Source organism: Mesorhizobium sp. RSR380A, assembly GCF_054719385.1.
This window is the reverse complement of the sequence record NZ_JBTTIB010000001.1, coordinates 1,515,741-1,536,071: the sequence shown is the minus strand read 5'-3', so window position 1 is coordinate 1,536,071 and position 20,331 is coordinate 1,515,741. Positions and strand designations below refer to the sequence as shown.

Below are 20,331 nucleotides of genomic sequence, written 5' to 3'. Positions count from 1 at the left end.
CTGCTTCTCAGTAGGTGGCGCGGCCGCCGGACAGGTCGAAGGTCGCGCCGGTGGTGAAGGAATTTTCGTCCGATAGCATGAAGGCGATCATCGCAGCCGCCTCTTCGACTTCGACGAACCGGCCTCGCGGCACCTTGCCCAGCATGTAGGCGACCTGGGCCTCAGTGAGCTGTTCGAGGATGCGGGTGCGGGCGGGCGATGGGGTCAGCGCGTTGACGGCGATGTCGTGGCCGGCCAGTTCCTTACCGAGCGATTTTGTCAGCGCGAGCACGCCGGCCTTGGCGGCGGAATAGGCGGCGGCATTCGGATTGCCTTCCTTGCCTGCGACCGAGGCGATGTTGACGATGCGGCCGTAGCTGCGCGCGATCATGCCGGGCACCAGGCGCTTGCAGCAGTAGAAGACGCCGTTGAGGTCGATGTCGATTATCTGGCGCCAGGCGGCAGGATCATAATCCGCCACAGTCGCTGCCGGTCCGGCGATGCCGGCATTGTTTACCAGCAGATCGACCGGACCAAGCGAGCGCTCGGTTTCGGTCGCGGCGCTGTCGACGGCCTCCATCAGCGATTGATCGCACAGCAAACCCTCGACCCGGCCGAGCGGGGCGAGTTCGGAAACGGCCTTCGCCATGGCGGTCTCGTCCACATCCCAGATGGCGACGCTGGCGCCCGATGACAGCAGTCGCCGGGCGACAGCAAGGCCGATGCCTTGCGCGCCGCCGGTCACCACGGCGACCCGGCCTGAGAGATCGACGGCATTCACACGACGTTTCATGGGCACTTTTCCTCTTCCCTGGATATTTGAATCTCAGTCCCTGACGGCTCTCGCCATCAGCCGCGCTATGCTTGGCCCGGCGATGAGCACGACCAGGAAGCGGGCCGACTGCAAGGCCATGACGAAGGATATGTCGACGTTCTGGGCGGCGGCGGCAATGATGGCGACGCTGTCCATGCCGCCGGGGCTGGTCGCGAGATAGGCGGTCAGCGGATCGATACCAAGGACGTGGCTGATCAGCCAGGCTAGCCCGCCGCAAAAGGCGATCAGCACGACGATAGAGCCGACGATCTGCGGCAGCGCCCGTGTCGCATGACGCAGGATCGCCCGGGTAAAATTCAGCCCTATCGACCAGCCGACCATCGCATAGGAGAGCGCCAGCAGCCATGGCGGCAATTGCATCGCCACGCCGAAGCCGAGATGGACGATGGTGCCGATGATGAAGGTGCCGAGGAAGAAGGGTGACGGCAGCCGGCACAACCGGCCGAGCAGGCCGCCGACCAGCGCCACGCCGAGCGTGGCGGCAAAGGCTGCCGGTTCGATCGGCGGGAACCAGACGATGGCTGGTACCTCGATGCCCGAAGTGTCGACCCACATCTTGGCGACGAGTGCTGCCGTCATCGAGACGAAGATGACGCGCAGATACTGCATGAAGGCGACGAGGCGCTGATCGGCGCCGAAGGCACCGGCCATCAGCACCATGGCAGTGGCAGCACCCGGCGACGAGCCCCAGACCGCGGTGGTGCCGGGCAGGATGCGCCAGCGGCTGATCAACCAGCCAAGCAGGCTGGACGCCGCAAGGGTCGCCAGCACCACGACAAGGACCAGCGGCCATTCCTTGTAGAACACCGAAAAAATGTCGGTGGAGATCGACGCCGCGACCAGACAGCCGACCAAGGCCTGGGCGGCGGCGAACAGCGGCCGCGGCACGCGCACCGTGGCGCCATTGGTGCCGGCAAGGATCGCCGCCAGCATCGGGCCGATCAGCAGCGCCGCCGGCAGTGCGGCGTATTCCAGCGCGCCGGCGAACAGCAGCGAGACGATCAGCAGCACCACCCACTGCCGAACCGGACGCATGCGCGCCATGCGTTCGACGGCCGGTTGGTCTGGCGAAGAGTCCATGTTTGGGTCTTAGACCTGGAAGAGAAAAATGCGAACGCTGTCTCGGACGAAATTCACGACCCCGACCCCGCGTTGGGATGTCACTCGTTCTTGATGGCGGGCAGGCCGAAACCGCCGGCCGGATGGGTCTCGACCTGGAATTCGAAGCCGGCGATGATCGGCCGGGCCTTGGCGATCGCTGCCTGGACCTCCGGCAGCTGCAGCGAAGCCTTGTGGCTTGCGGCGTCGGTCCACACTTCGGTCACCCAGATCGCGTCGGCATCGGCCGGGTCGCGGGCGATGACATAACTCAGGCAACCCGGCATGGCGCCGGTCGAGGCGAGCAGCACATCCATGATCGCGTCGCGCTGGCCGCGCGACGCCCGCATCTTTCCGATCAATCCGTACATTGCCTCTCCCCTTCTTCCAACCTCAGCAAACGTGCGCACGACATGCATGGTTGCGAGACGCAGTATGCAATTGCCGGCTCACGGCATCAACTGGCCACCGTTCACCTCGATGACCTGACCGGTGATGTAGCCGCTCAAAAGATCGGAGGACAAGAACAGATAGGCGCCGACGCAGTCTTCGGCCGTGCCGGCACGCCCTTGAGGAATGGTGGCGACCATGCCCTTCATCTGCTCGTCGGTGGAATAGCGCTCATGGAAGGGTGTCGCGATGGTGCCCGGCGCCACCGCGTTGACGCGGATGCCGAAGCCGATCAGTTCCTTGGCCATGCCGCGCGTCACATTGGAGACAAAGGCCTTGGCCGAACCGTACAGCCCGGCGCCGCCGCCAGCGCCATTGCGCGCCGCGATTGACGAGGTGTTGACGATGAAGCCGCCCTGCTTCTTCAGCCATGGCATCGCCTTGCGCGAGGCCGTCAGCACCGAGCGGGCGTTGAGGTCCATCACCGCGTCGTAGTGCGCCTCGGTCTGCTCCGCATAGGGCACGCGGCCGAGCATGCCGCCGGCATTGTTGACCAGCCCGTCGAGCCGGCCGAATTTTTCGGCGCTCTCCTCGACTACCCGCTCGACATCGGCTGCCTGTGAGAAGTCGCCCTGTGTCAGGAACACCTCACCGCCGCTGTCGCGGATGGTTTTGGCCAGCGTTTCTGCGGCCTTCCGGCTCGAATTGTAGTGCAGCGCGACCCGGCATTTCTGGGCGGCGTAGGCCAGTGCAAGGGCGGCACCGATGCCGGTCGAAGCGCCGGTGACCAGCACCGCCTTGCCGGCAAGATCGGGGATGACGAGGGTGGTCGCGGTCATGAGCACTTTCCTTCGGGCTGTTTGGCCACCCTTCGTAGGCTCTCATGGCCTTCACGTTCAAGCCCGTGGCGGCTCAGGGCCGGAGATAGGCGTAGCCCTGGCGCTGCAGTTCGGCGAGCTTGACGACGCCGCCCTTGTCGGCGGCGTGGAAGCCCTCGAGCAGGTCGGCAAGCGTGATCTCCATGCCTTGCATGGTGTTGCCGCAGGCATGCGGCTCAAGGCCCTGTTGGACAAGGCCGGCAAAGCGTCCCGAGATCGCCGCCGATAGGCCTTTCGACTTGAAGCCGGCAAGGGCCGGACCATGCACGACCAACACGATGTCGACATTGCCGCCGGTGCCTTCATAGTGGTTCTTGATGTTGCCGAGCACGAAGTTGACCTTATCGAGGTCGCTGAGGTGATAAGCGACCTTCGGTCTGTCTTCAGCGGCGGCGGCCCGGCTCAGCCCGAACAGGCCGGCGGCACCGGCAAGGCTGGCCCGGAACATGTCGCGTCGACGCATGGCATCCTCTCGGCTTGGCGCTCCCCGCAGATTGCGTGGCTGCGGCCATGATACTAGCATAAATTCACGTTACGTCCTGTCGATGCGAGGAGGGGGTCACATGGCGTTCAGGAAGTGGAAGGTTGTTGCCAGCGCTGGATTTGGCGCCGTGCTGCTCGGCGCGCTTGCGGGTTCGGCCGCGGCCGACGATGTGCTTAAATTACCCGAACTCAGCCCGAATGGCGCCGATGCCTGTTTCGGCCGCGTCTATGATGCGGCGCACCTCAAGGCGCATCCAAAGCAGAAGGTGGCGCGGATCTTCTTCCTCTATGGCCATGATCCGGTGAGCCATCCGAACGAGGAGCCGATGGCAAACGCCGACACCTCCTACAACGGTTTTCTCACCACCATGGTGCGCGGCGCCAAGGCGCCGCAATGGGCCGGCGGCTGGTGCAATCACGAGTCCGAGGACGGCAAGTCAGGTCCGATCCGCTGCGGCATGGACTGCGACCGCACCATGGCGTCGCTGAAGCTCGATGACAAAGGCCGCCTGATCCTCACCGACGTCTCGTCCGATCTCTATCTCGACGCCGGATCGGAAGACGAACTGGGCGAAGCCGAATATGACCGGCAGGCTCTGGGCTCGGAGGACAACAATTTCCGCCTCGACCCGATGCCGGCCGCAACCTGCCAGGCTGAATTCGCCAAGATCGACCCGATCGATCCGGCGCTTGGGGCTCCCTTGCGCGAGCGACTGAAGCCGGACCAGCCTTTCTGTTTCGGGCGAGACTACGATGCCGCGCATCTCTCCTCGCATCCCGACCAGGTGACGCAGTCGATCCGGGTCTTCCGCGGGCCGGTCGAACTCGCCTCCTTTGCCTCAGGCGATGTCGCCAACTGGCCCGACGGCTCCGATGTCGCCGTTTCGGTGACCACCAGGAAGAACGGGACGAAGGTCACGCAGACCTATTCCTGCCAGGGTGAAGCGGATCAATGGCGCTGCGCGGCCAGTTCGAAGATGAGCAACTTTTCCTGCGATATCGCGCAAAAGGAAATCTTCCTCAAGCGCGGCGCCAACGGCACCATGATGCTCGCCAATCCCAACAGCAGCCTGGCGATCGTCGATTTGTGCTCGGCGGATGGCAAGACCAAGTCCGATGACAAGGTCTACCGGTTGGAGGCTATGCCGCAGTCGACCTGCACTCGTTGAGTTCGATCTTGTCTATGACGCTACCATGGTATATATCTTTGCTATATCTCATTTGAGGATAGCACATGGACAAGGCAAAGGTGTTCTGGTCAGGCCGGTCACAGGCTGTGCGCTTGCCTAAGGAGTTTCGGTTCGAGGCAGACGAGGTTTCGATCCGTCGTCATGGGCAAACTGTCATCTTGGAGCCGCTTGCGCAGGATTGGGCATGGCTCGACCAGGTCATCGGACCGGTTGACGACGATTTCGTCCAGGGAGCGCTGGAGCGTCAGGATGGTCAGGATCGACCTGCTTTGGATGACCTCTTTAAGTGACCTACCTGCTCGACACCAATGCCGTCATAGCGGTCATCGCGGGCGACGAGGGTCTGCTGGCTTTGCTCAAACGGCATGCACCACAAGACTTTGCTCTCTCGGCGGTCGTTTTGCATGAGCTGTACTACGGCGCTGAAAAGAGCCAGCGAAAGGTCCAAAATCTGGCGCGCATCGAAGCCTTGCAGTTCCCGGTACTTGAATTCGACCGAGACGACGCGAGACATGCCGGTGAGATTCGTGCTGGGCTTGCGGCACTGGGAACCCCGACTGGTCCCTACGATGCGCTGATTGGCGGGCAGGCACGTGCTCGGGACCTCACGCTGATAACCCGCAATATCCGGGAATTCGAGCGGATCAAAGATCTCACTATCGAAACGTGGTAACTCGCCTCACGCGAACGGCACCGCCGTCGTGCCTTTCGGCAGCTTCGCCTCGTCGTCCGGTTCGACATGGATGGTGACGCGCACCGAGGGGATTTCGGCCTTCAGCGCGTCCTCGATGCGGTCGCAAATGACGTGGCTGGCGCCGACCGTCATGTCGGCGTCGACGACCAGGTGGAACTCGATGAAGGTGGCGCGGCCGGCGATGCGGGTCTTGAGGTCATGAACCTCCAGCGCGCCCTTGCAATTGGCCGAGATGATGTCGCGAATGTGCATGTGTTCGGACGTGTCCACTGCGCGGTCCATCAGCCCGTTCATCGACGAGCCGATGACGTGCCAGCCCTGCCACAGGATGTTGAGCGCGACGATGACGGCAAGCGCCGGATCGAGGATCTGCCAACCGGTCAGGATAGCGCCGACGAGGCCGCCGAAGACGCCGACCGAGGTCACGACGTCGGTCATGATGTGCCGGCCGTCGGCGACCAGCGCCGGTGATTTTGCGCTGCGCCCGGCGCGGATCAGCGTCCAGGCCCAGAAGGCGTTGATGACGGTGGCGACACCGTTGATCGCCAGGCCCTCCCAGGGTTGTTCGAGCGGGGTCGGCGTCTGCCAGGAGCGCCAGACCTCGTTGAGGATCAAAAGCGCGGCGAGCACGATCAGCACGCCTTCCAGCACCGCCGAAAAATACTCGGCCTTGTGGTGGCCGAACGGATGGTCCTGGTCGGCCGGCTTGTAGCTGACCAGGACCGCCCAATAGGCGGCGGCCGAGGCTATGACGTTGACGATCGACTCCAGCGCATCCGAATAGAGCGCAACGGAGCCGGTGACGTACCATGCGGCAAGCTTGAGCGCGAGCACCACGCAGGCGATGACAATCGACCAGAAGGCAAGGCTGGCGATCCTTTGCCTGGCCGCTGCCTTCGCTGCGATCGCCGCCATGTTGTCGGTTGCCGCCATCGTTTCTAGGCGGCCTTTTCCTTGGCCTTGCGCGGCAGATGCGCAACGATGTTTTCGATGATGCGCATGCCGGCATTGTGGCCGAGCGTCATGATCGATTCCGGATGGAACTGGACGGCGGCGATCGGCTCCTTGCGGTGTTCGAAGGCCATGATGATGCCATCCTCGGTCTCGGCGGTGACGATGAAATCGTCGGGCAGCCGCACCGGATCGGCAAAGATCGAGTGGTAGCGGCCGACGGTCACTTCCTTGGGCAGGCCGGAGAAGATGATTCCGGGCTTGGAGACGCGGATGCGCGACGGCTTGCCGTGCATCGGCACGTGCAACTGCCTGAGTTCGCCGCCATAGGCCTCGGCCAGCGCCTGCAGGCCAAGGCAGACGCCGAAGATCGGCAGGTCGCGGGCGCGGGCGTTCTTGATGGTCGCGGCGCAGTCGAAATCCTTCGGCGTGCCCGGTCCGGGCGACAGCACGACGAGATCGGGCTTCAGCCGTTCGAAGACTTCTTCCGGCACCGGCGAACGCACGGTCGAGACATTGGCACCGGTCTGGCGGAAATAGTTGGCCAGTGTGTGGACAAAGGAGTCCTCGTGGTCGACGAGCAGGATGTTGACGCCGTCGCCGACGCGCGCGGTGGTGCGTTCGGCGCCTGCGGCATTGCCCAATTTGGCGTCGCGAATGGCGGAGAGCATGGCGGATGCCTTCAGTTCGGTTTCGGCTTCTTCTTCCTCGGGGATGCTGTCGAAGAGCAATGTGGCGCCGGCTCGCACCTCGGCAATGCCGTCCTTGATGCGGATGGTGCGGAGCGTCAGGCCGGTGTTCATGTCGCCGTTGAAATTGACCATGCCGATGGCGCCGCCATACCAGGCACGCGGGCTCTTTTCGTTCTGCTCGATGAAGCGCATCGCCCACAGTTTCGGCGCGCCGGTGACGGTGACCGCCCAGGCATGCGACAGGAAGGCGTCGAAGGCATCCATGCCTTCGCGCAGGCGCCCTTCGATGTGATCGACGGTGTGGATCAGGCGTGAATACATCTCGATCTGGCGGCGGCCGATGACGCGCACCGAGCCCGGATCGCAGACCCTGGACTTGTCGTTGCGGTCGACGTCCGAGCACATGGTCAGCTCGGATTCATCCTTCTTGGAATTGAGCAGCTTCAGGATCTGCTCGCTGTCGGAAATGGCGTCGTCGCCGCGCTTGATGGTGCCGGAGATCGGGCAGGTCTCTACGCGGCGGCCGTTGACGCGCACGAACATTTCGGGCGAGGCGCCGATCAGATACTCGTTTTCGCCGAGATTGATGAAGAAGGAATAGGGCGACGGGTTGATCGACTTCAGCTTGCGCGAGATTTCGGAAGGCTGCGTCTCGCAGCGTTCGTAGAACATCTGCCCGGGCACGACCTCGAACAGGTCGCCGCGCTTGAAACTGTCCATCGCCTTGCGCACCAGATTGGCATATTCGCCCGGCTCATGGTCGCCGCGCGGCGGGATGCGGTCGGCGGTCTTGAACGGTTCGGCAATTTCGTCCCGCGGCAGCCCCTCGGTTGAAAAACCGTCGCCGGAATAGTCGTAGCGGTCGGTCCAGGCCTTGGTCGAATAATGGTCGACGACCAGGATCTCGTCAGGCAGGAACAGCACGAGATCGCGCTGGCTCTGTTTGCGCTCGAGCTTGTAGTCGACTGGATCGAACTGGAAGGCGAGGTCGTAACCGAAGGCGCCGTAAAGGCCGAGATTGGCGTCTTCATCGGTCTTGAACAAAGCGGTGATGGCGCGCAGCACAGTAAACACAGAGGGGACGCGGCTGCGCTCTTCCTCGGTGAAGACGCGGCCGGGCTTGGCGACATCGAGGCGAATCAGCTTTTTCGAGGTTTCAGCAATCGTCACCTCGGTAATGCCGGCCAGCGTCTTGCCGATCACCGGCAGCAGCACTTCGCCACGGCCGTTCAGCGCCTCGATGCGCATGGCGCGGCCACGCGCGGAAATCACCAGCGGCGGATCGATGATGGCCGTATCCCAGCGTGTGTAGCGGCCCGGATATTCGTAATTCGAGGAAAACACCGCACCACGGCGCGAGTTCAAGCCATCGACATAAGCGTCGATCGCACCGGCGTAAGGCTTGTCGTGGCGTTCGCGGGTGATGGTGACACCACCTGCGGTAACGAAGCTTTCCGCGCCGTTTTCCAGAGCCTTCATCGTCATTGCCGTCTCCATATGGCTTGTTGGGGCAACGGACCCGGGAATGGCTTTGAAAAAACAAATGGCCGCCCGGACATTCCGTTGCGGCCACCCTCTATTTTCACGCGCACGCGTTCGAACAGGCCGCTGTCAGCGAGCCCACCACCAAATGGTCTTGATCGAGCGCATGTTCATGGGCGAAATCCATAGCGGCGAATAGCCGGATGCGCAACAGGTTTGAAAGGCCTGTTTGTGGCCGCCGCTTCTGCAGCCCATGGCACATCGCCAAGGCTTGGGGTCCTGCCTAGACTGTTCGTCCAACATTGGAAAGACGGGAAGACAGCAATGACCGAGCAGATCGAGCGCGCACGCACGTTCCATGCCCTTCATGTCAAGGGCAACCCGATCGTTCTCTACAATGCCTGGGATCCGGGCTCGGCCAAGATCGTCGAGAGGGCGGGCGCCAAGGCGATCGCCACCGGAAGCTGGCCGGTCGCGGCTGCTTTTGGTTATGCCGATGGCGAGAAAATTCCGCTGGAGCTAGCGCTGGACAACATCAGGCGCATCGTGGCGGCAGTCGACCTGCCGGTGACCATGGACCTCGAAGGCGGCTACGGCGTCGAGCCGGAGACTGTCGCCCAGACGGTGACACGTGCCCTGCAGGCCGGCGCCATCGGTTTCAATTTCGAGGACCAGATCGTCGGCGGCGCTGGTCTGCACGACATCGCGGTACAGGTGAAGCGGATCGAGGCGGCAGCGGCGGCGGTGAAGGCTTCCGGCATTCCCGCCTACATCAACGCCCGTACCGACATTTTCCTCAAGGCCAAGCCGGATGCGCATGACAGCGTGCTGCTCGACCAGGCCATCGAGCGGGCGCACGCTTATGAAAAGTCAGGAGCTAGCGGCTTCTTTGCGCCGGGGCTCGGCGACGAGGGTCTGATCGAGGCGCTGTGCAAGGCGACGGCATTGCCGGTCAACATCATCGCGCTGGCGCATGTGCCGCCGCGCCAGCGCCTGGCCGAGCTTGGTGTCGCCCGTGTCAGCCACGGCCCGGTGCCGTACCGGCAGATGGCCGAATGGCTGGAGGCCAAGGCGCGGCTGGCGATTTCGGGTTAGCTCAGTCCTCCAGCGTGCCTGACCTCGCGTCGGCGCTCTTCTTGTCGCCGACCAGCTTCAAGAGATCCTCGCCGGCGCGGATGATGCGGCGCGAGCGGCGGGTCAGGATGACGCCGTCCTGCGGCGCCAGCACTTCGGTGCGGCCGCCGGCCTCGCCCGGTGTGTGGACGATGGTGGCGAGGCGCGCGCCCTTGGCGACGCGGTCGCCGGGCTTGACGTCGTAGAGGATGGCGCCGGCCCGGGGCGCCGGCATCATGTCGATGTTCTCCAGCGGCGCGACGAGGCCCTTGAACGCGCCGGGTGCGGGAAGGGCGGTATCGGCGATGACGCCGCGCGCCGCCAGCAGCCGGTAAAGGCCTTCGGCATCGGAACTTGCCAGCGCGCCGTCGACATCCAGCATGCCACGGTATTCTACCGTGGTGGCAACGCGGCGGTCGAGCTTCGCCACGTTGGCGGGGACGTTCTGGTAGGGCATGATCGTGGCGCCCTCGAAGGTGCCGTCGGTGTCCTCGCTCCACAACACCACGGCGTCGATACCCATGGCGGCGGCGCAATCGGCCATCGCCGGCCACAGGCTGGCGTGGACGTAGAGATAGGCAAGGCCCTCGTCGTCGCAATGCAGGTCGAGCACGATGTCGTGGCCGAGCGACAGCTGCACCAGACGGGTCTTCAATCGCTGGTCGGGGGTGCCAAGCGTGGTGTCGGGCAAAAGCTTGGCGTCCGGTGCTGCGAGCAACGGAAAGCCGCGGTTGAAATTGTTGCGGGTGCCGAGATGAAAGCGGCCCTGGTGCTCGCCGAAATGATATTGCGCGCGGCCGATCGGATTGGCCCAGGGCACGACCGTGATGCTGCCCTTGATGCGGCCTTCGGCTTCGGCCTTGTTCAGCGCCGGCATCAGCGCGTCGATGGCGACGACACCAGGCAGTTCACCGGCGTGGAGTGCTGCCTGGAGATAGGCCGAAGGTGCTGCCTTGTCGGCGCCGGCGAAGCGGAACACCGGGAATTCGTAGGAAACGCCTTCGGTATCGCCGGCGATGCGTTCGATCGATTTCTGCATGGGATGCCTCCAGGATAAGAGGCAGAACACATGCACTTTTGCCGAAGGGCTGTCGATTGGTCCAGTTCGCGCCGCCATGGGCGCAATGGAATTATTCGGCGGCGGCCGGAACCGTCGTTATCGGCGCCGATCCTTCGAGCGCCTGCGAGACAACGGCTACGCTGACCGCCAGCAGGGCCAGCACCGCGCCGACCAGCGGCAAATGAGCATAGGAAACGCCGGCCGACAGAGCCACGCCGCCGATCCAGGCGCCGCTGGCATTGCCGATATTGAATGCGCCCTGGTTGAGCGTGGCGGCGAGGTTCGGCCCTTCCGAAGCCGCTTCGACGACGCGGATCTGCAGCGGCGGCACGACGACGAAGATCAGCAGTCCCCACAAGAAGACGACGCCGATGGCGACGCTGGCGATAGCGCCGAACTGCGTGAAGCCGACAAACAGAACCGCCATCAAAAGCAGCGTGCCGATCACCGTCGGCATCAATTTCCAGTCGGCCAGCCGGCCGCCGATGATGTTGCCTATGGTCATGCCGGCGCCGAACAGCAGCAGGACCCAGGTGACCGCGGAGGTCGACAGGCCGGAGACATCGGCAAGGTAGGGCTTGATGTAGGTGAAGACGGCAAACAGGCTGGCCGAGGCCAGCGAGGCGATCAGCATGGCGAGCCAGACTTGCAGCTTGCCCAGCACGCGCAGTTCGCTGCGCAGGCCGCCGCCGCTCGGTTCGGCGACATTGGATGGCACCAGCCAGGCGATGGCCGCAACAGAGATCAGGCCGATGCCAACGACGGCAAAGAAGGTGGAGCGCCAGCCGAAGGCTTCGCCAAGCGCGGTGCCGGCAGGAACGCCGAGAATGTTGGAGAGCGTCAATCCCGCGAACATCATCGCCATGGCGCTGGCGCGCTTGTTGCGCGGCACCAGGCTGGCGGCAACGACGGAACCAATGCCGAAAAAGGCGCCATGACCGAACGCGGTGAAGACGCGCGCGGCCATCAGAAGCCAGTAATTGGGCGCAATGGCGCAGAGCAGATTGCCGACGACGAACATCGCCGTCAGCGCGACCAGCACTGGCTTGCGCGGCAGATGCGCGGTGGCCATGGCGACGATGGGTGCGCCGAAGACGACGCCCAGCGCATAGCCGGTAACCAGCAGGCCGGCCGAGGGGATCGACACGCCGAGATCGGCCGCAACCTCCGGCAACAGGCCCATGATGACGAATTCGGTTGTGCCGATGCAGAAGGACGCAATGGCAAGCGCAAGGATCGGCAAAGGCATGGAAAATCCAGACTGAATCGGTTCAATTCAGACTGAACGAGAAGCCTTGCCGCGCGCAATGCACATTGCTGCAACGCACCAATGCAGAAAGCGCTGAGCTTGACGCGGGGTTATGTCAGGCGAGCGGCTTTAGCTCCTGGGCGATGGTTGGCAACAGCTCCGAGACGTTGGGGTGGATATGCACGGCGCGCGCCAGCGTATCGACCGGCGCCTTGGCGTACATCAGGTCGAGCACGCAGTGCACCGCCTCGTCGCCGCCGGGGCCGAGCACGGAGCAGCCGAGGATTTGCCTGGTGTCGGCATCGACCAGGATCTTCATGAAACCTTGCGTCTCGCCCTTTTCGATGGCGCGGCCGACGCGGGTCATCGGCCGCTGGCCGACCAGCGCCTTGCGCCCGGATTTCTTCACCGCCGCCTCGGTCATGCCGCAGCGGCCGAGCGGCGGATCGATGTAGAGCGCATAGGCCTCGATGCGGTCGCTGACCTTGCGCGGATCGTCGTCGAGCAGATTGGCGGCGACGATCTCATAATCGTTGTAGGAGGTGTGGGTGAAGGCGCCCTTGCCGTTGCAGTCGCCCATTGCCCAGATGCCGGGCACGCTGGTGCGCAGCTGGTCGTCGACGGTGACGAAGCCGCGCAGATCGACCGCGACGCCGGCCTTATCGAGGCCGAGATCGTCGGTGTTGGGGGTGCGGCCGAGTGCCAGAAGCACATGCGAGCCGACCGCCGGCGGCTTGCCGGATGAGAAGGTCACGGCGATGTCCTTGCCCTGTCTGGCAAAGCGGATGTCGTCGGCGCCGACATGGACTTCTATGGCTTCGTTTTCGAGGATCGATAGGATGGCCGCCGACACGTCCTCGTCCTCGCGGCCGGTCAGGCGCGAACTCTTCTCGATGACGGTGACTTCAGAGCCGAAGCGGCGAAACATCTGCGCGAATTCAAGAGAGATGTAGCTGCCGCCGACGACGATAAGATGGCGCGGCAAAACATCGAGATCCATCATCGAGGAGTTGGTGAGGTAGTCGAAGTCGTTGACGCCCGGCAGGTCGGGCACCGAGGCGCGGCCGCCGGTGTTGAGGAAGATTTTTTCGGCAGTCAGAAGGTCGCCGCCGAGACGCACGGTGTTGGCGGATTCGAAGCGGGCGTGGCCGCGATAAAGCGTGCAGCCCTTCATGCCGGCGATCCACGTCTCCAGATTGCTGCGGGAGTCGTTCGTGACCTTGTCCTTGCGCGCCTTGATCCTCTTGTAGTCCACGCCGACAGGGCCTGAGAACGTCACGCCGTAGTCCGCGGCACGCCGCGCCAAATGCGCGGCATAGGCGCTGGCGACCATGGTCTTGGTCGGCATGCAGCCGGTGTTGACGCAGGTGCCGCCGACCAGCTTGCGCTCGATCAGCGCCACGCTCATGCCGGCTGACGTCAGCCGGCCGGCGAGAGGAGGGCCGGCCTGTCCGGCGCCGATGATGATGGCGTCGTATGTCTTGGCGTCTGAGGCTTGGGCAGTCATACCACCGCCGCCACGATCAGCAGTCCGCCGATGATCGCCACCGCGTCCTCGATGAGGGCGGCTGGCAAATCCTTGCCGAAGGCGGCGGCCAACCGGCCGCGCGCTTCGGCGCCGCCATAGGTGCCGATGACGGCGCCGATGGCGCCGGCAATCAGGCCGCCAATGGTGGAACCGGCGGTGGCGCCGATCACCGCGCCGCTGAAGGCGCCAAGCAGGATGCGGGCGCCGAATTGCTGCGGCACCTTGCGGCTCGGCGTCGAGGGCAGCTGGTCGGTGACCAGTTCGACGATGGCGAGGATGGTGAAGATACCGACGGCGGCCCAATGGCCCATGAAACTTGCCCAGGTGCCGGCCACCGGCAGCCAGCCGAGATACGCGCCCCAGGCGATCGCGGCCGGCGCGGTCATGGCGCGAAGACCGGCAATGACGCCGATCAGAAGTGCAAGCAAATAGAGCATGTAGATCCCCTCGAAAGCAGGCCCGGGACTGGCCCACGAGGGCAAGCTAGCATAGGTCCTACGTTTGACGAGAGTAGGCGATGGTGCTTCTTCCATCAGTGAGCATTGTACTTTGGTAACCAGTCGAACATGACGAAGGGACGGAGTCGCTGTGATGGCCGGAAGCGAACGCACAAGGATGATTGCAGGCGAATGGTACATCTGCATCGACGACGAACTGGAGGCGCTGCGGGCGATCGCGCGCGATGCGGTGTTCGAGCATAATACGCTACGGCCCCAGCAACGCGGCAATATCGGCCCGGCGCTATTGGCGCTGCTCGGCAGCGCGGGCGCAGGCTCCCGCATCGAGGCGCCGTTCCACTGCGCCTACGGTTTCAACATCCATCTCGGCGACGGCGCCTTCCTCAATGCCGGCTGCACCATCCTCGACACCGCGCCGGTGCGTATCGGCAGGCGGACGCTTCTCGGCCCCAATGTGCAGATCTACTGCGCCGAGCACCACAAGGAGGCCGCTGGCCGTCAGTCGGGACTGGAGATTGCCAGGCCGGTCACCATCGGCGATGACGCCTGGATCGGCGGCAGCGCCATCATCCTCGGCGGCATCAGCATCGGCGATGGCGCCATAGTCGGCGCCGGCGCGGTGGTGACGCGCGACGTCCCTGACAACACCACGGTGGTCGGCAATCCGGCGCGGGCGGTCAAGCGGGGCTGAACTCGTCGTGGGCGGTCAGTATGAAGCCGTGCGTGCCATGCGCTCGTCCGGACCGGCTCGCCGCGAGAATTCACGCCGGTATTGGGCCGGTGACGTCTTGAGCCGTGCGGCGAAATGCTGGCGCAGCGAGGTGGCGCTGCCGAAGCCGGCTTCGAAGGCCACCATGTCCATCGATTTTTCCGTCGCCTCCAGCAGCCGTTGCGCCAGTTCGATGCGTTGGCCGGCCAACCATTCGCCAAAGCTGGTGCCGATCGATTTCTGGAAACGGCGGGTGAAAGTGCGCCGGGTCAGGCCCGCGGCCTCCGCGACGCGGTCGAGGTTGTGCGTTTGTCCGAGCGTTGCCCGCACCGTGTCGAGCGCCAGGGTGAAGCGGTCGGTGGCCGGGGTTTTCGCCAGCGGGCGCTCGATGAACTGCGCTTGCCCACCCTGCCGGTGCGGCGACAGCACGATGTGCCTGGCCAGCCGCAGCGCTACCTCTGCGCCATAGCGGGCGCGCACAATGTGCAGGCAGCAATCGAGCCCGGCGGCGACGCCGGCCGAGGTGACGATGTCGCCGTCGTCGACATAGAGCACGTCGGCGTCGACTTCGATGTCCGGGTATAATGTTTGCAGCCGGTCGGTGGAGGCCCAATGTGTCGTCGCACGCCGGCCCGCAAGCAGCCCGGCGGCGGCAATGGCGAAGGTGCCGAGACAGAGGCCGACGATCACCGCACCGCGCCGGTGCGCGTGGGTGAGCGCTGCCAGGAGCGGCGGCGGAAGTGGGGCCTCGAGATCCTTCCAGCTCGGAATGATGACGATGTCGGCATCGTCGAATGCGGAAAGGCCATACGGCACCGCGATGGTCAGCCCGGCATCGGTGTGGATCGCTCCATCGTCGAGCGCGCAGACGCGAAAGTCGAAACGCGGCAAGCCAAGCTTGGTGCGGTCGGTGCCGAACACCACGCACGGCACGGAGAGGTGGAACGGGCTGATGCCGTCAAAGGCGAGAACGGCAATGATCGGGTCGGCCATGCGTGTTTCCAGCAAGCGAAAAGCGGATTGTCCCAATTCTTTCGACTGATGTCAATCGGGCCACTTTTGGCAGTCGGGCGATTCGCCTATTTCCTGTCCCATTCAAGCTCGAAGGAGAACACCATGTCCGCCAATATCACGCCGCGCCGCGCACTCATCGTTATCGATGTCCAGAATGATTATGATGGCGGCAACCTCGCCATCCAGTGTCCGCCGTTCCGCGACAGCGTCGTCAATGTCGCGCGCGCTATGGATGCCGCCGCTGCGGCCGGCGTGAAGGTGGTGGTCGTCAAGCAGATGGCGCCCGAGACCTCGCCAGTCTTCGCCAAGGGCAGCCATGGCGGCGAACTGCATCCCGAGATCGCCCGGCGAAGCCGCGACCACTATGTCGAGAAGTCACTGCCTAGCGCCTTTGCCGGCACCGACCTCGAGGCGTGGCTGCGCGCCAATACCATCGATACGATAACGGTGATCGGCTACATGACGCATAATTGCGACCTGTCGACCATCATCCACGCCGCGCATGTCGGCTTTGCGGTCGAGTTCCTGTCCGACGCCACCGGTTCGCTGCCTTACGCCAACAGCGCCGGCTACGCCTCGGCCGAGGAGATCCACCGCGTGGTGTCCATCATCCTGCAGTCGCGCTTTGCGGCCGTGCTCAAGACCGCCGAATGGATCGATTGCCTGAAGACCGGTGCTTTGCCCGAACGCGACACGCCCTATGCGTCAAACCAGCGCGCGCTGGCGCGCAACGCTGCATAGGCAAATTGCCGCGAAGGAACAGGGGCGCCGCAGTCTGCGGCGCCCTTTGGCGTTCCTGATCACGAACACTGGGGCGTGGCCTCGTTTGGAAGTCTTTTCGGCTGGGCCCATTCACTTTCGGGATGATGAGCCGGCTAAACGCAAGAAACTCAGATCGGGCTCTATCTCAGGATGGGGAACTGGAGAACAGAGTGAAGTCTTTCACAGACGAAGGCCTCTCTCCGAGGAACGGTATATCTGGATCAAGGGGTGGGACGGGGTAGACTTCCCCGGGAGAAACAAGTGAAAGCGCGAATTGCACGAACTACAGTCGTTCTCGCCTTGGCTGGTGCCGCGGCACTCTTGCCATGGCCCGCTTTCGCCCAGGTCCCTTCGCACGCGCCGGGGACGATCTGCTTCACTCAATCCTTCTGGTGCTGGGCGCAGCCGCCCGGCCCGCCCGGATATCCGTGCGGGTGCCCGTCGCAATACGGCTATGTGCCGGGCTATCTAGGGTAGTCGTCAGGCGGGGGGATTTCACGATGACGACGACACCGGCCGACCCTCTCGTTTCTGGACTCATCGCGGACGCCAAGCTGGTCGCCAACTACGGCCGCTACGGTGTGTTCAAGGACAGTTCCCTGTTTGCGGCCATCGGCAATGCCGAAAAGCTCGACGATGCGACGGCCAGCCAGCCTGAGGTCGTCAATCTTCAGACGGTTTTCAACGATTGTTCCGGCACCGTGCCATTTGCCACCCTGGCGGCACTGCGATCGGGCTGGTCGCCCGGTGACATGTCGCGCAAGACCGCGCTGGCGACGTACTTTCTCGTGGCTCTTTCCGTGCTTTTCATGGTTGTAACCGGAAGATTGACGTACATTTACAACAAGGGAGTCGCGATAAACTCCGAACTCATAGAAATCGACAACAATGATTTCAGCGCACGGTTCGGACAGGCGATACGCCAGGTTTGGGCGACGAAGAAACAACTGAGCTCGGCATCGTCCGAGCAGGCTTCGACCACGGATCTGACGCTTCTGAAGGACGCCTATTACAATTCGGAAGATAGCCTTCACGCTCTCGACCAGCGCTTTTCCTCCCTGGTGAGAAGAGCGCAAGGGTTCATGACTGAGGACGCGCAATTCCCGATCTGGGGAATGCAATGGATGTACTGCAAATTTTATTCAACCTCCACGGCAGATGGCGTAGCGGCGGGCCAGGCTCAGTATTCCCAGCAAGGTGCCATAGACCAGTTCTGTGACCAGCCGCTGGGGGTGAGTAAATCCACGCCTCCAGACAAGCTCAAGGAGCTCCCCAATCAGCCGGATGCCTATTGCGCGCAGATAAACACCGAAAAGAAAAACCCGAACAATCTTGAAGGTACGTCTTCGGAAAAAGTGACGGACGTGAATGCCGATTTCGACGAGGCAACGCGCAGCCTGCAGTGCGACGGAGTGATCACGATCGCGCCGAACTCGATCTACACGCTGACCGCGCAGATAAAGACGCTGGACGAGGTTCTCAGCCCATATGCCTTGTGGATACTCCCGGCCTTCTACGGCGCGCTCGGAGCCATCATGTTTCACATGCGGATGATCCTCAATCCGCTGCTGCCCAATCCACCGCTGTCGCGGCTGATCCACAGGATCGCACTGGGGGCGCTGGCCGGCATGGTGCTTGCCTGGTTTGTAGCACCGGGCACCAAGCTTGGAGAGGAGGCTTCGGGAATAGGCTTCAGCCTCTTCACCTTCTCCTTCCTGTTTGGGTTCAGTCTGGATATCTTCTTCACCATTCTCGACCAGTTCGTCAGCATGTCGGTCGCCGGGATCAAGAAGTTCGGGTCCTCGACAGTGGCGTGAGAAGCCCGGCAAGCAAAAGGGCGCCGCATGGCTGCGGCGCCCTTGGTTGTCGAGACAAATCTCAGAACAGGCCTTCGATCTGGCCGGCCTCGTTGAGGAAGATTTTTTCCGAGGACGGCGCCTTGGGCAGGCCGGGCATGGTCATGACCTCGCCGCAGATGACGACGACGAAGCCGGCGCCCGCCGAAAGCCTGACCTCGCGCACCGGCACGGTGTGCCCGGTCGGCGCGCCGCGCAGGTTCGGGTCGGTCGAGAAGGAATATTGGGTCTTGGCCATGCAGACCGGCAGGTGCCCGTAGCCGGCCTGCTCCCAGGCATGCAGCTGGTCGCGCACCGACTTGTCGGCGATCGCCTCGTCGCCGCGATAGATGCGCTGGACGATGGTGTTGATCTTCTCGAACAGCGGCATTGCGTCGGGATAGAGCGGCGCGAACTGCGAGGCGCCGGATTCGGCGATCTCGACGACCTTGCGCGCCAACTCCTCAATGCCGGCAGAGCCATTGGCCCAATGCTTGCACAGGATCGCCTCGGCGCCGAGCGAGGCGACGAAATCCTTCATCGCCTGGATTTCCACCTCGGTATCGGTGGTGAAATGATTGATCGCCACGATCGCAGGCACGCCGAACTGTTTCACATTCTCGATGTGGCGGCCCAGATTGAGGCAGCCCTTCTTGACTGCCTCGATGTTTTCCTTGCCGAGGTCTTCCTTCTTGACGCCGCCATTCATCTTCATGGCGCGCACGGTGGCGACGATGACGGCAGCCGCCGGCTTCAAACCCGCCTTGCGGCACTTGATGTCGAAGAATTTTTCGGCTCCGAGGTCGGCGCCGAAGCCGGCTTCGGTGACGACGTAGTCGGCGAGCTTCAGCGCCGTGGTGGTGGCGACCACCGAGTTGCAGCCATGCGCGATGTTGGCGAACGGGCCGCCATGCACGAAGGCAGGGTTGTTCTCCAGCGTCTGCACCAGGTTTGGCTGCATGGCGTCCTTCAGCAGCACCGCCATGGCGCCGTCGGCCTTGAGGTCGCGGGCATAGACCGGCGTCTTGTCGCGGCGGTAGGCGACGATGATGTCGCCGAGGCGCTTTTCCAGATCCTTGAGGTCGGTGGACAGGCACAGGATAGCCATCACTTCAGAGGCGACGGTGATGTCGAAGCCTGCCTCGCGCGGATAACCGTTGGCGACGCCGCCGAGCGAGCAGATGATTTCGCGCAGCGCCCGGTCGTTCATGTCCATGACGCGGCGCCAGGCGACGCGGCGGGTGTCGATGCCGAGCTCATTGCCCCAGTAGATGTGGTTGTCGATCAGCGCCGACAGAAGATTGTGCGCCGTGGTGATGGCGTGGAAGTCGCCGGTGAAGTGGAGGTTCATGTCCTCCATCGGCACGACCTGCGCGTAGCCGCCGCCGGCGGCACCGCCCTTGACGCCGAAATTCGGGCCGAGCGAAGCCTCGCGGATGCAGACGATCGCCTTCTTGCCGATGCGGTTGAGGCCATCACCGAGGCCGACGGTGGTGGTCGTCTTGCCTTCGCCGGCCGGCGTCGGGTTGATGGCGGTGACGAGGATCAGCTTGCCGTCCTTGTTGCCCTTCACCGATTTGATGAATTCGGCCGAAATCTTCGCCTTGTCGTGGCCGTAGGGCAAAAGGTGCTCGGTCGGGATGCCGATCTTGGCGCCGATCTCCTGGATCTGCTTTTTCTTGGCGCCGCGCGCGATCTCGATGTCGGACTTCACTTCGGCCATGACGGCTTTCCTTCGGATTGGACGGTGGAGGGGACGGGTTTGATCTCACTCGCAGGCATGTTGAACCAGGGCGCGGGCATGTTCTAACCCTGTCGCTCCCGCGGCGTCAACTTGCATGCAACTATGTTTCCTATGAAGAAAGTGTCTCCGCGGCCGGCCGACCTGTCGCCGGTTCTTCCTGGCTCCGTTGCCGCGCCGTATAGAAGCC

General features: G+C 63.5%; 20 protein-coding genes. 7 read left to right on the top strand and 13 right to left on the bottom strand.

Going from position 1 to position 20,331, the window contains the following annotated elements:
- Nucleotides 1-7: 7 nt before the first annotated feature.
- The 5 genes from ACYG9Z_RS07425 to ACYG9Z_RS07405 all read right to left on the bottom strand — a co-directional run bounded on the left by ACYG9Z_RS07425 (nucleotide 8) and on the right by ACYG9Z_RS07405 (nucleotide 3,643).
- Entirely contained in the window at nucleotides 8-760 is a 753-nt protein-coding gene (locus ACYG9Z_RS07425) for an SDR family NAD(P)-dependent oxidoreductase (RefSeq protein WP_023669968.1), read from the bottom strand.
- A 45-nt stretch (nucleotides 761-805) separates the two neighbouring features.
- On the bottom strand, nucleotides 806-1,894 hold the full coding sequence (locus ACYG9Z_RS07420) for an AbrB family transcriptional regulator (protein ID WP_023751272.1): 1,089 nt from the start codon (nucleotides 1,892-1,894) through the stop codon (nucleotides 806-808).
- An 80-nt stretch (nucleotides 1,895-1,974) separates the two neighbouring features.
- Nucleotides 1,975-2,283, bottom strand: coding sequence for a putative quinol monooxygenase (locus tag ACYG9Z_RS07415; RefSeq protein WP_023686181.1), 309 nt, complete (start codon nucleotides 2,281-2,283; stop codon nucleotides 1,975-1,977).
- 78 nt (nucleotides 2,284-2,361) lie between these two features.
- Complete coding sequence (locus ACYG9Z_RS07410) at nucleotides 2,362-3,141, bottom strand: SDR family NAD(P)-dependent oxidoreductase (RefSeq protein ID WP_023669971.1); 780 nt, start codon at nucleotides 3,139-3,141, stop codon at nucleotides 2,362-2,364.
- 73 nt (nucleotides 3,142-3,214) lie between these two features.
- Nucleotides 3,215-3,643 (bottom strand): DsrE family protein, encoded by a 429-nt coding sequence (locus ACYG9Z_RS07405; RefSeq protein WP_023683648.1) that lies wholly within the window; start codon nucleotides 3,641-3,643, stop codon nucleotides 3,215-3,217.
- 100 nt (nucleotides 3,644-3,743) lie between these two features.
- Here ACYG9Z_RS07405 and ACYG9Z_RS07400 point away from each other — a divergent pair, with 100 nt between their 5' ends.
- From ACYG9Z_RS07400 to ACYG9Z_RS07390, 3 genes are all read left to right on the top strand, one after another.
- Entirely contained in the window at nucleotides 3,744-4,832 is a 1,089-nt protein-coding gene (locus ACYG9Z_RS07400) for a hypothetical protein (protein WP_023751271.1), read from the top strand.
- A gap of 65 nt (nucleotides 4,833-4,897) precedes the next feature.
- Nucleotides 4,898-5,143 (top strand): antitoxin, encoded by a 246-nt coding sequence (locus ACYG9Z_RS07395; RefSeq protein ID WP_023724992.1) that lies wholly within the window; start codon nucleotides 4,898-4,900, stop codon nucleotides 5,141-5,143.
- Nucleotides 5,140-5,526 carry a type II toxin-antitoxin system VapC family toxin gene (locus tag ACYG9Z_RS07390; protein WP_023751270.1) on the top strand — a complete coding sequence of 129 codons (387 nt, stop codon included), beginning with the start codon at nucleotides 5,140-5,142 and terminating at the stop codon, nucleotides 5,524-5,526. Before ACYG9Z_RS07395 ends, ACYG9Z_RS07390 begins: the two co-directional genes overlap by 4 nt.
- 6 nt (nucleotides 5,527-5,532) lie before the next feature.
- On the opposite strand, the gene ACYG9Z_RS07385 is transcribed toward ACYG9Z_RS07390, so the two are convergent.
- Together ACYG9Z_RS07385 and ACYG9Z_RS07380 are read right to left on the bottom strand one after the other, a co-directional pair.
- The gene (locus ACYG9Z_RS07385) at nucleotides 5,533-6,480 is read right to left on the bottom strand and encodes a cation diffusion facilitator family transporter (protein WP_023751269.1); all 948 of its coding nucleotides are present in this window, start codon (nucleotides 6,478-6,480) and stop codon (nucleotides 5,533-5,535) included.
- A 5-nt stretch (nucleotides 6,481-6,485) separates the two neighbouring features.
- Entirely contained in the window at nucleotides 6,486-8,675 is a 2,190-nt protein-coding gene (locus ACYG9Z_RS07380; RefSeq protein WP_023686176.1) for an anthranilate synthase, read from the bottom strand.
- Between the two features lie 321 nt (nucleotides 8,676-8,996).
- Between ACYG9Z_RS07380 and ACYG9Z_RS07375 the strand changes: the two genes are divergently transcribed.
- Nucleotides 8,997-9,767: an isocitrate lyase/PEP mutase family protein gene (locus ACYG9Z_RS07375; protein ID WP_023751268.1), complete on the top strand. Its 771-nt coding sequence runs from the start codon at nucleotides 8,997-8,999 to the stop codon at nucleotides 9,765-9,767.
- 1 nt (nucleotide 9,768) lies between these two features.
- On the opposite strand, the gene ACYG9Z_RS07370 is transcribed toward ACYG9Z_RS07375, so the two are convergent.
- From ACYG9Z_RS07370 to ACYG9Z_RS07355, 4 genes are all read right to left on the bottom strand, one after another.
- Nucleotides 9,769-10,824, bottom strand: coding sequence for a succinylglutamate desuccinylase/aspartoacylase family protein (locus tag ACYG9Z_RS07370; protein WP_023695830.1), 1,056 nt, complete (start codon nucleotides 10,822-10,824; stop codon nucleotides 9,769-9,771).
- 91 nt (nucleotides 10,825-10,915) lie between these two features.
- Nucleotides 10,916-12,094: an MFS transporter gene (locus ACYG9Z_RS07365; protein ID WP_023751267.1), complete on the bottom strand. Its 1,179-nt coding sequence runs from the start codon at nucleotides 12,092-12,094 to the stop codon at nucleotides 10,916-10,918.
- Nucleotides 12,095-12,209: 115 nt separating this feature from the next.
- Nucleotides 12,210-13,601, bottom strand: a complete 1,392-nt coding sequence (locus ACYG9Z_RS07360) for an FAD-containing oxidoreductase (RefSeq protein WP_023751266.1) — start codon at nucleotides 13,599-13,601, stop codon at nucleotides 12,210-12,212.
- On the bottom strand, nucleotides 13,598-14,059 hold the full coding sequence (locus tag ACYG9Z_RS07355) for a membrane protein (protein WP_023695827.1): 462 nt from the start codon (nucleotides 14,057-14,059) through the stop codon (nucleotides 13,598-13,600). The genes ACYG9Z_RS07360 and ACYG9Z_RS07355 overlap by 4 nt, the downstream gene beginning before the upstream one ends.
- 154 nt (nucleotides 14,060-14,213) lie before the next feature.
- Between ACYG9Z_RS07355 and ACYG9Z_RS07350 the strand changes: the two genes are divergently transcribed.
- The gene (locus tag ACYG9Z_RS07350; RefSeq protein WP_023669982.1) at nucleotides 14,214-14,771 is read left to right on the top strand and encodes a sugar O-acetyltransferase; all 558 of its coding nucleotides are present in this window, start codon (nucleotides 14,214-14,216) and stop codon (nucleotides 14,769-14,771) included.
- A 15-nt stretch (nucleotides 14,772-14,786) separates the two neighbouring features.
- Here the strand turns inward: ACYG9Z_RS07350 and ACYG9Z_RS07345 are convergent, their stop codons facing one another.
- A complete protein-coding gene (locus ACYG9Z_RS07345; RefSeq protein WP_023669983.1) occupies nucleotides 14,787-15,782 on the bottom strand; it encodes a GlxA family transcriptional regulator in 996 nt (331 codons plus the stop codon).
- Nucleotides 15,783-15,905: 123 nt separating this feature from the next.
- On the opposite strand from ACYG9Z_RS07345, the gene ACYG9Z_RS07340 reads away from it, so the two are divergent.
- Complete coding sequence (locus ACYG9Z_RS07340) at nucleotides 15,906-16,544, top strand: cysteine hydrolase family protein (RefSeq protein WP_023751265.1); 639 nt, start codon at nucleotides 15,906-15,908, stop codon at nucleotides 16,542-16,544.
- Between the two features lie 521 nt (nucleotides 16,545-17,065).
- A complete protein-coding gene (locus tag ACYG9Z_RS07335; protein ID WP_023691612.1) occupies nucleotides 17,066-18,382 on the top strand; it encodes a hypothetical protein in 1,317 nt (438 codons plus the stop codon).
- 61 nt (nucleotides 18,383-18,443) lie between these two features.
- Here ACYG9Z_RS07335 and ACYG9Z_RS07330 read toward each other — a convergent pair whose 3' ends face one another.
- Nucleotides 18,444-20,123 (bottom strand): formate--tetrahydrofolate ligase, encoded by a 1,680-nt coding sequence (locus ACYG9Z_RS07330; protein WP_023683662.1) that lies wholly within the window; start codon nucleotides 20,121-20,123, stop codon nucleotides 18,444-18,446.
- Nucleotides 20,124-20,331 lie beyond the last annotated feature (208 nt).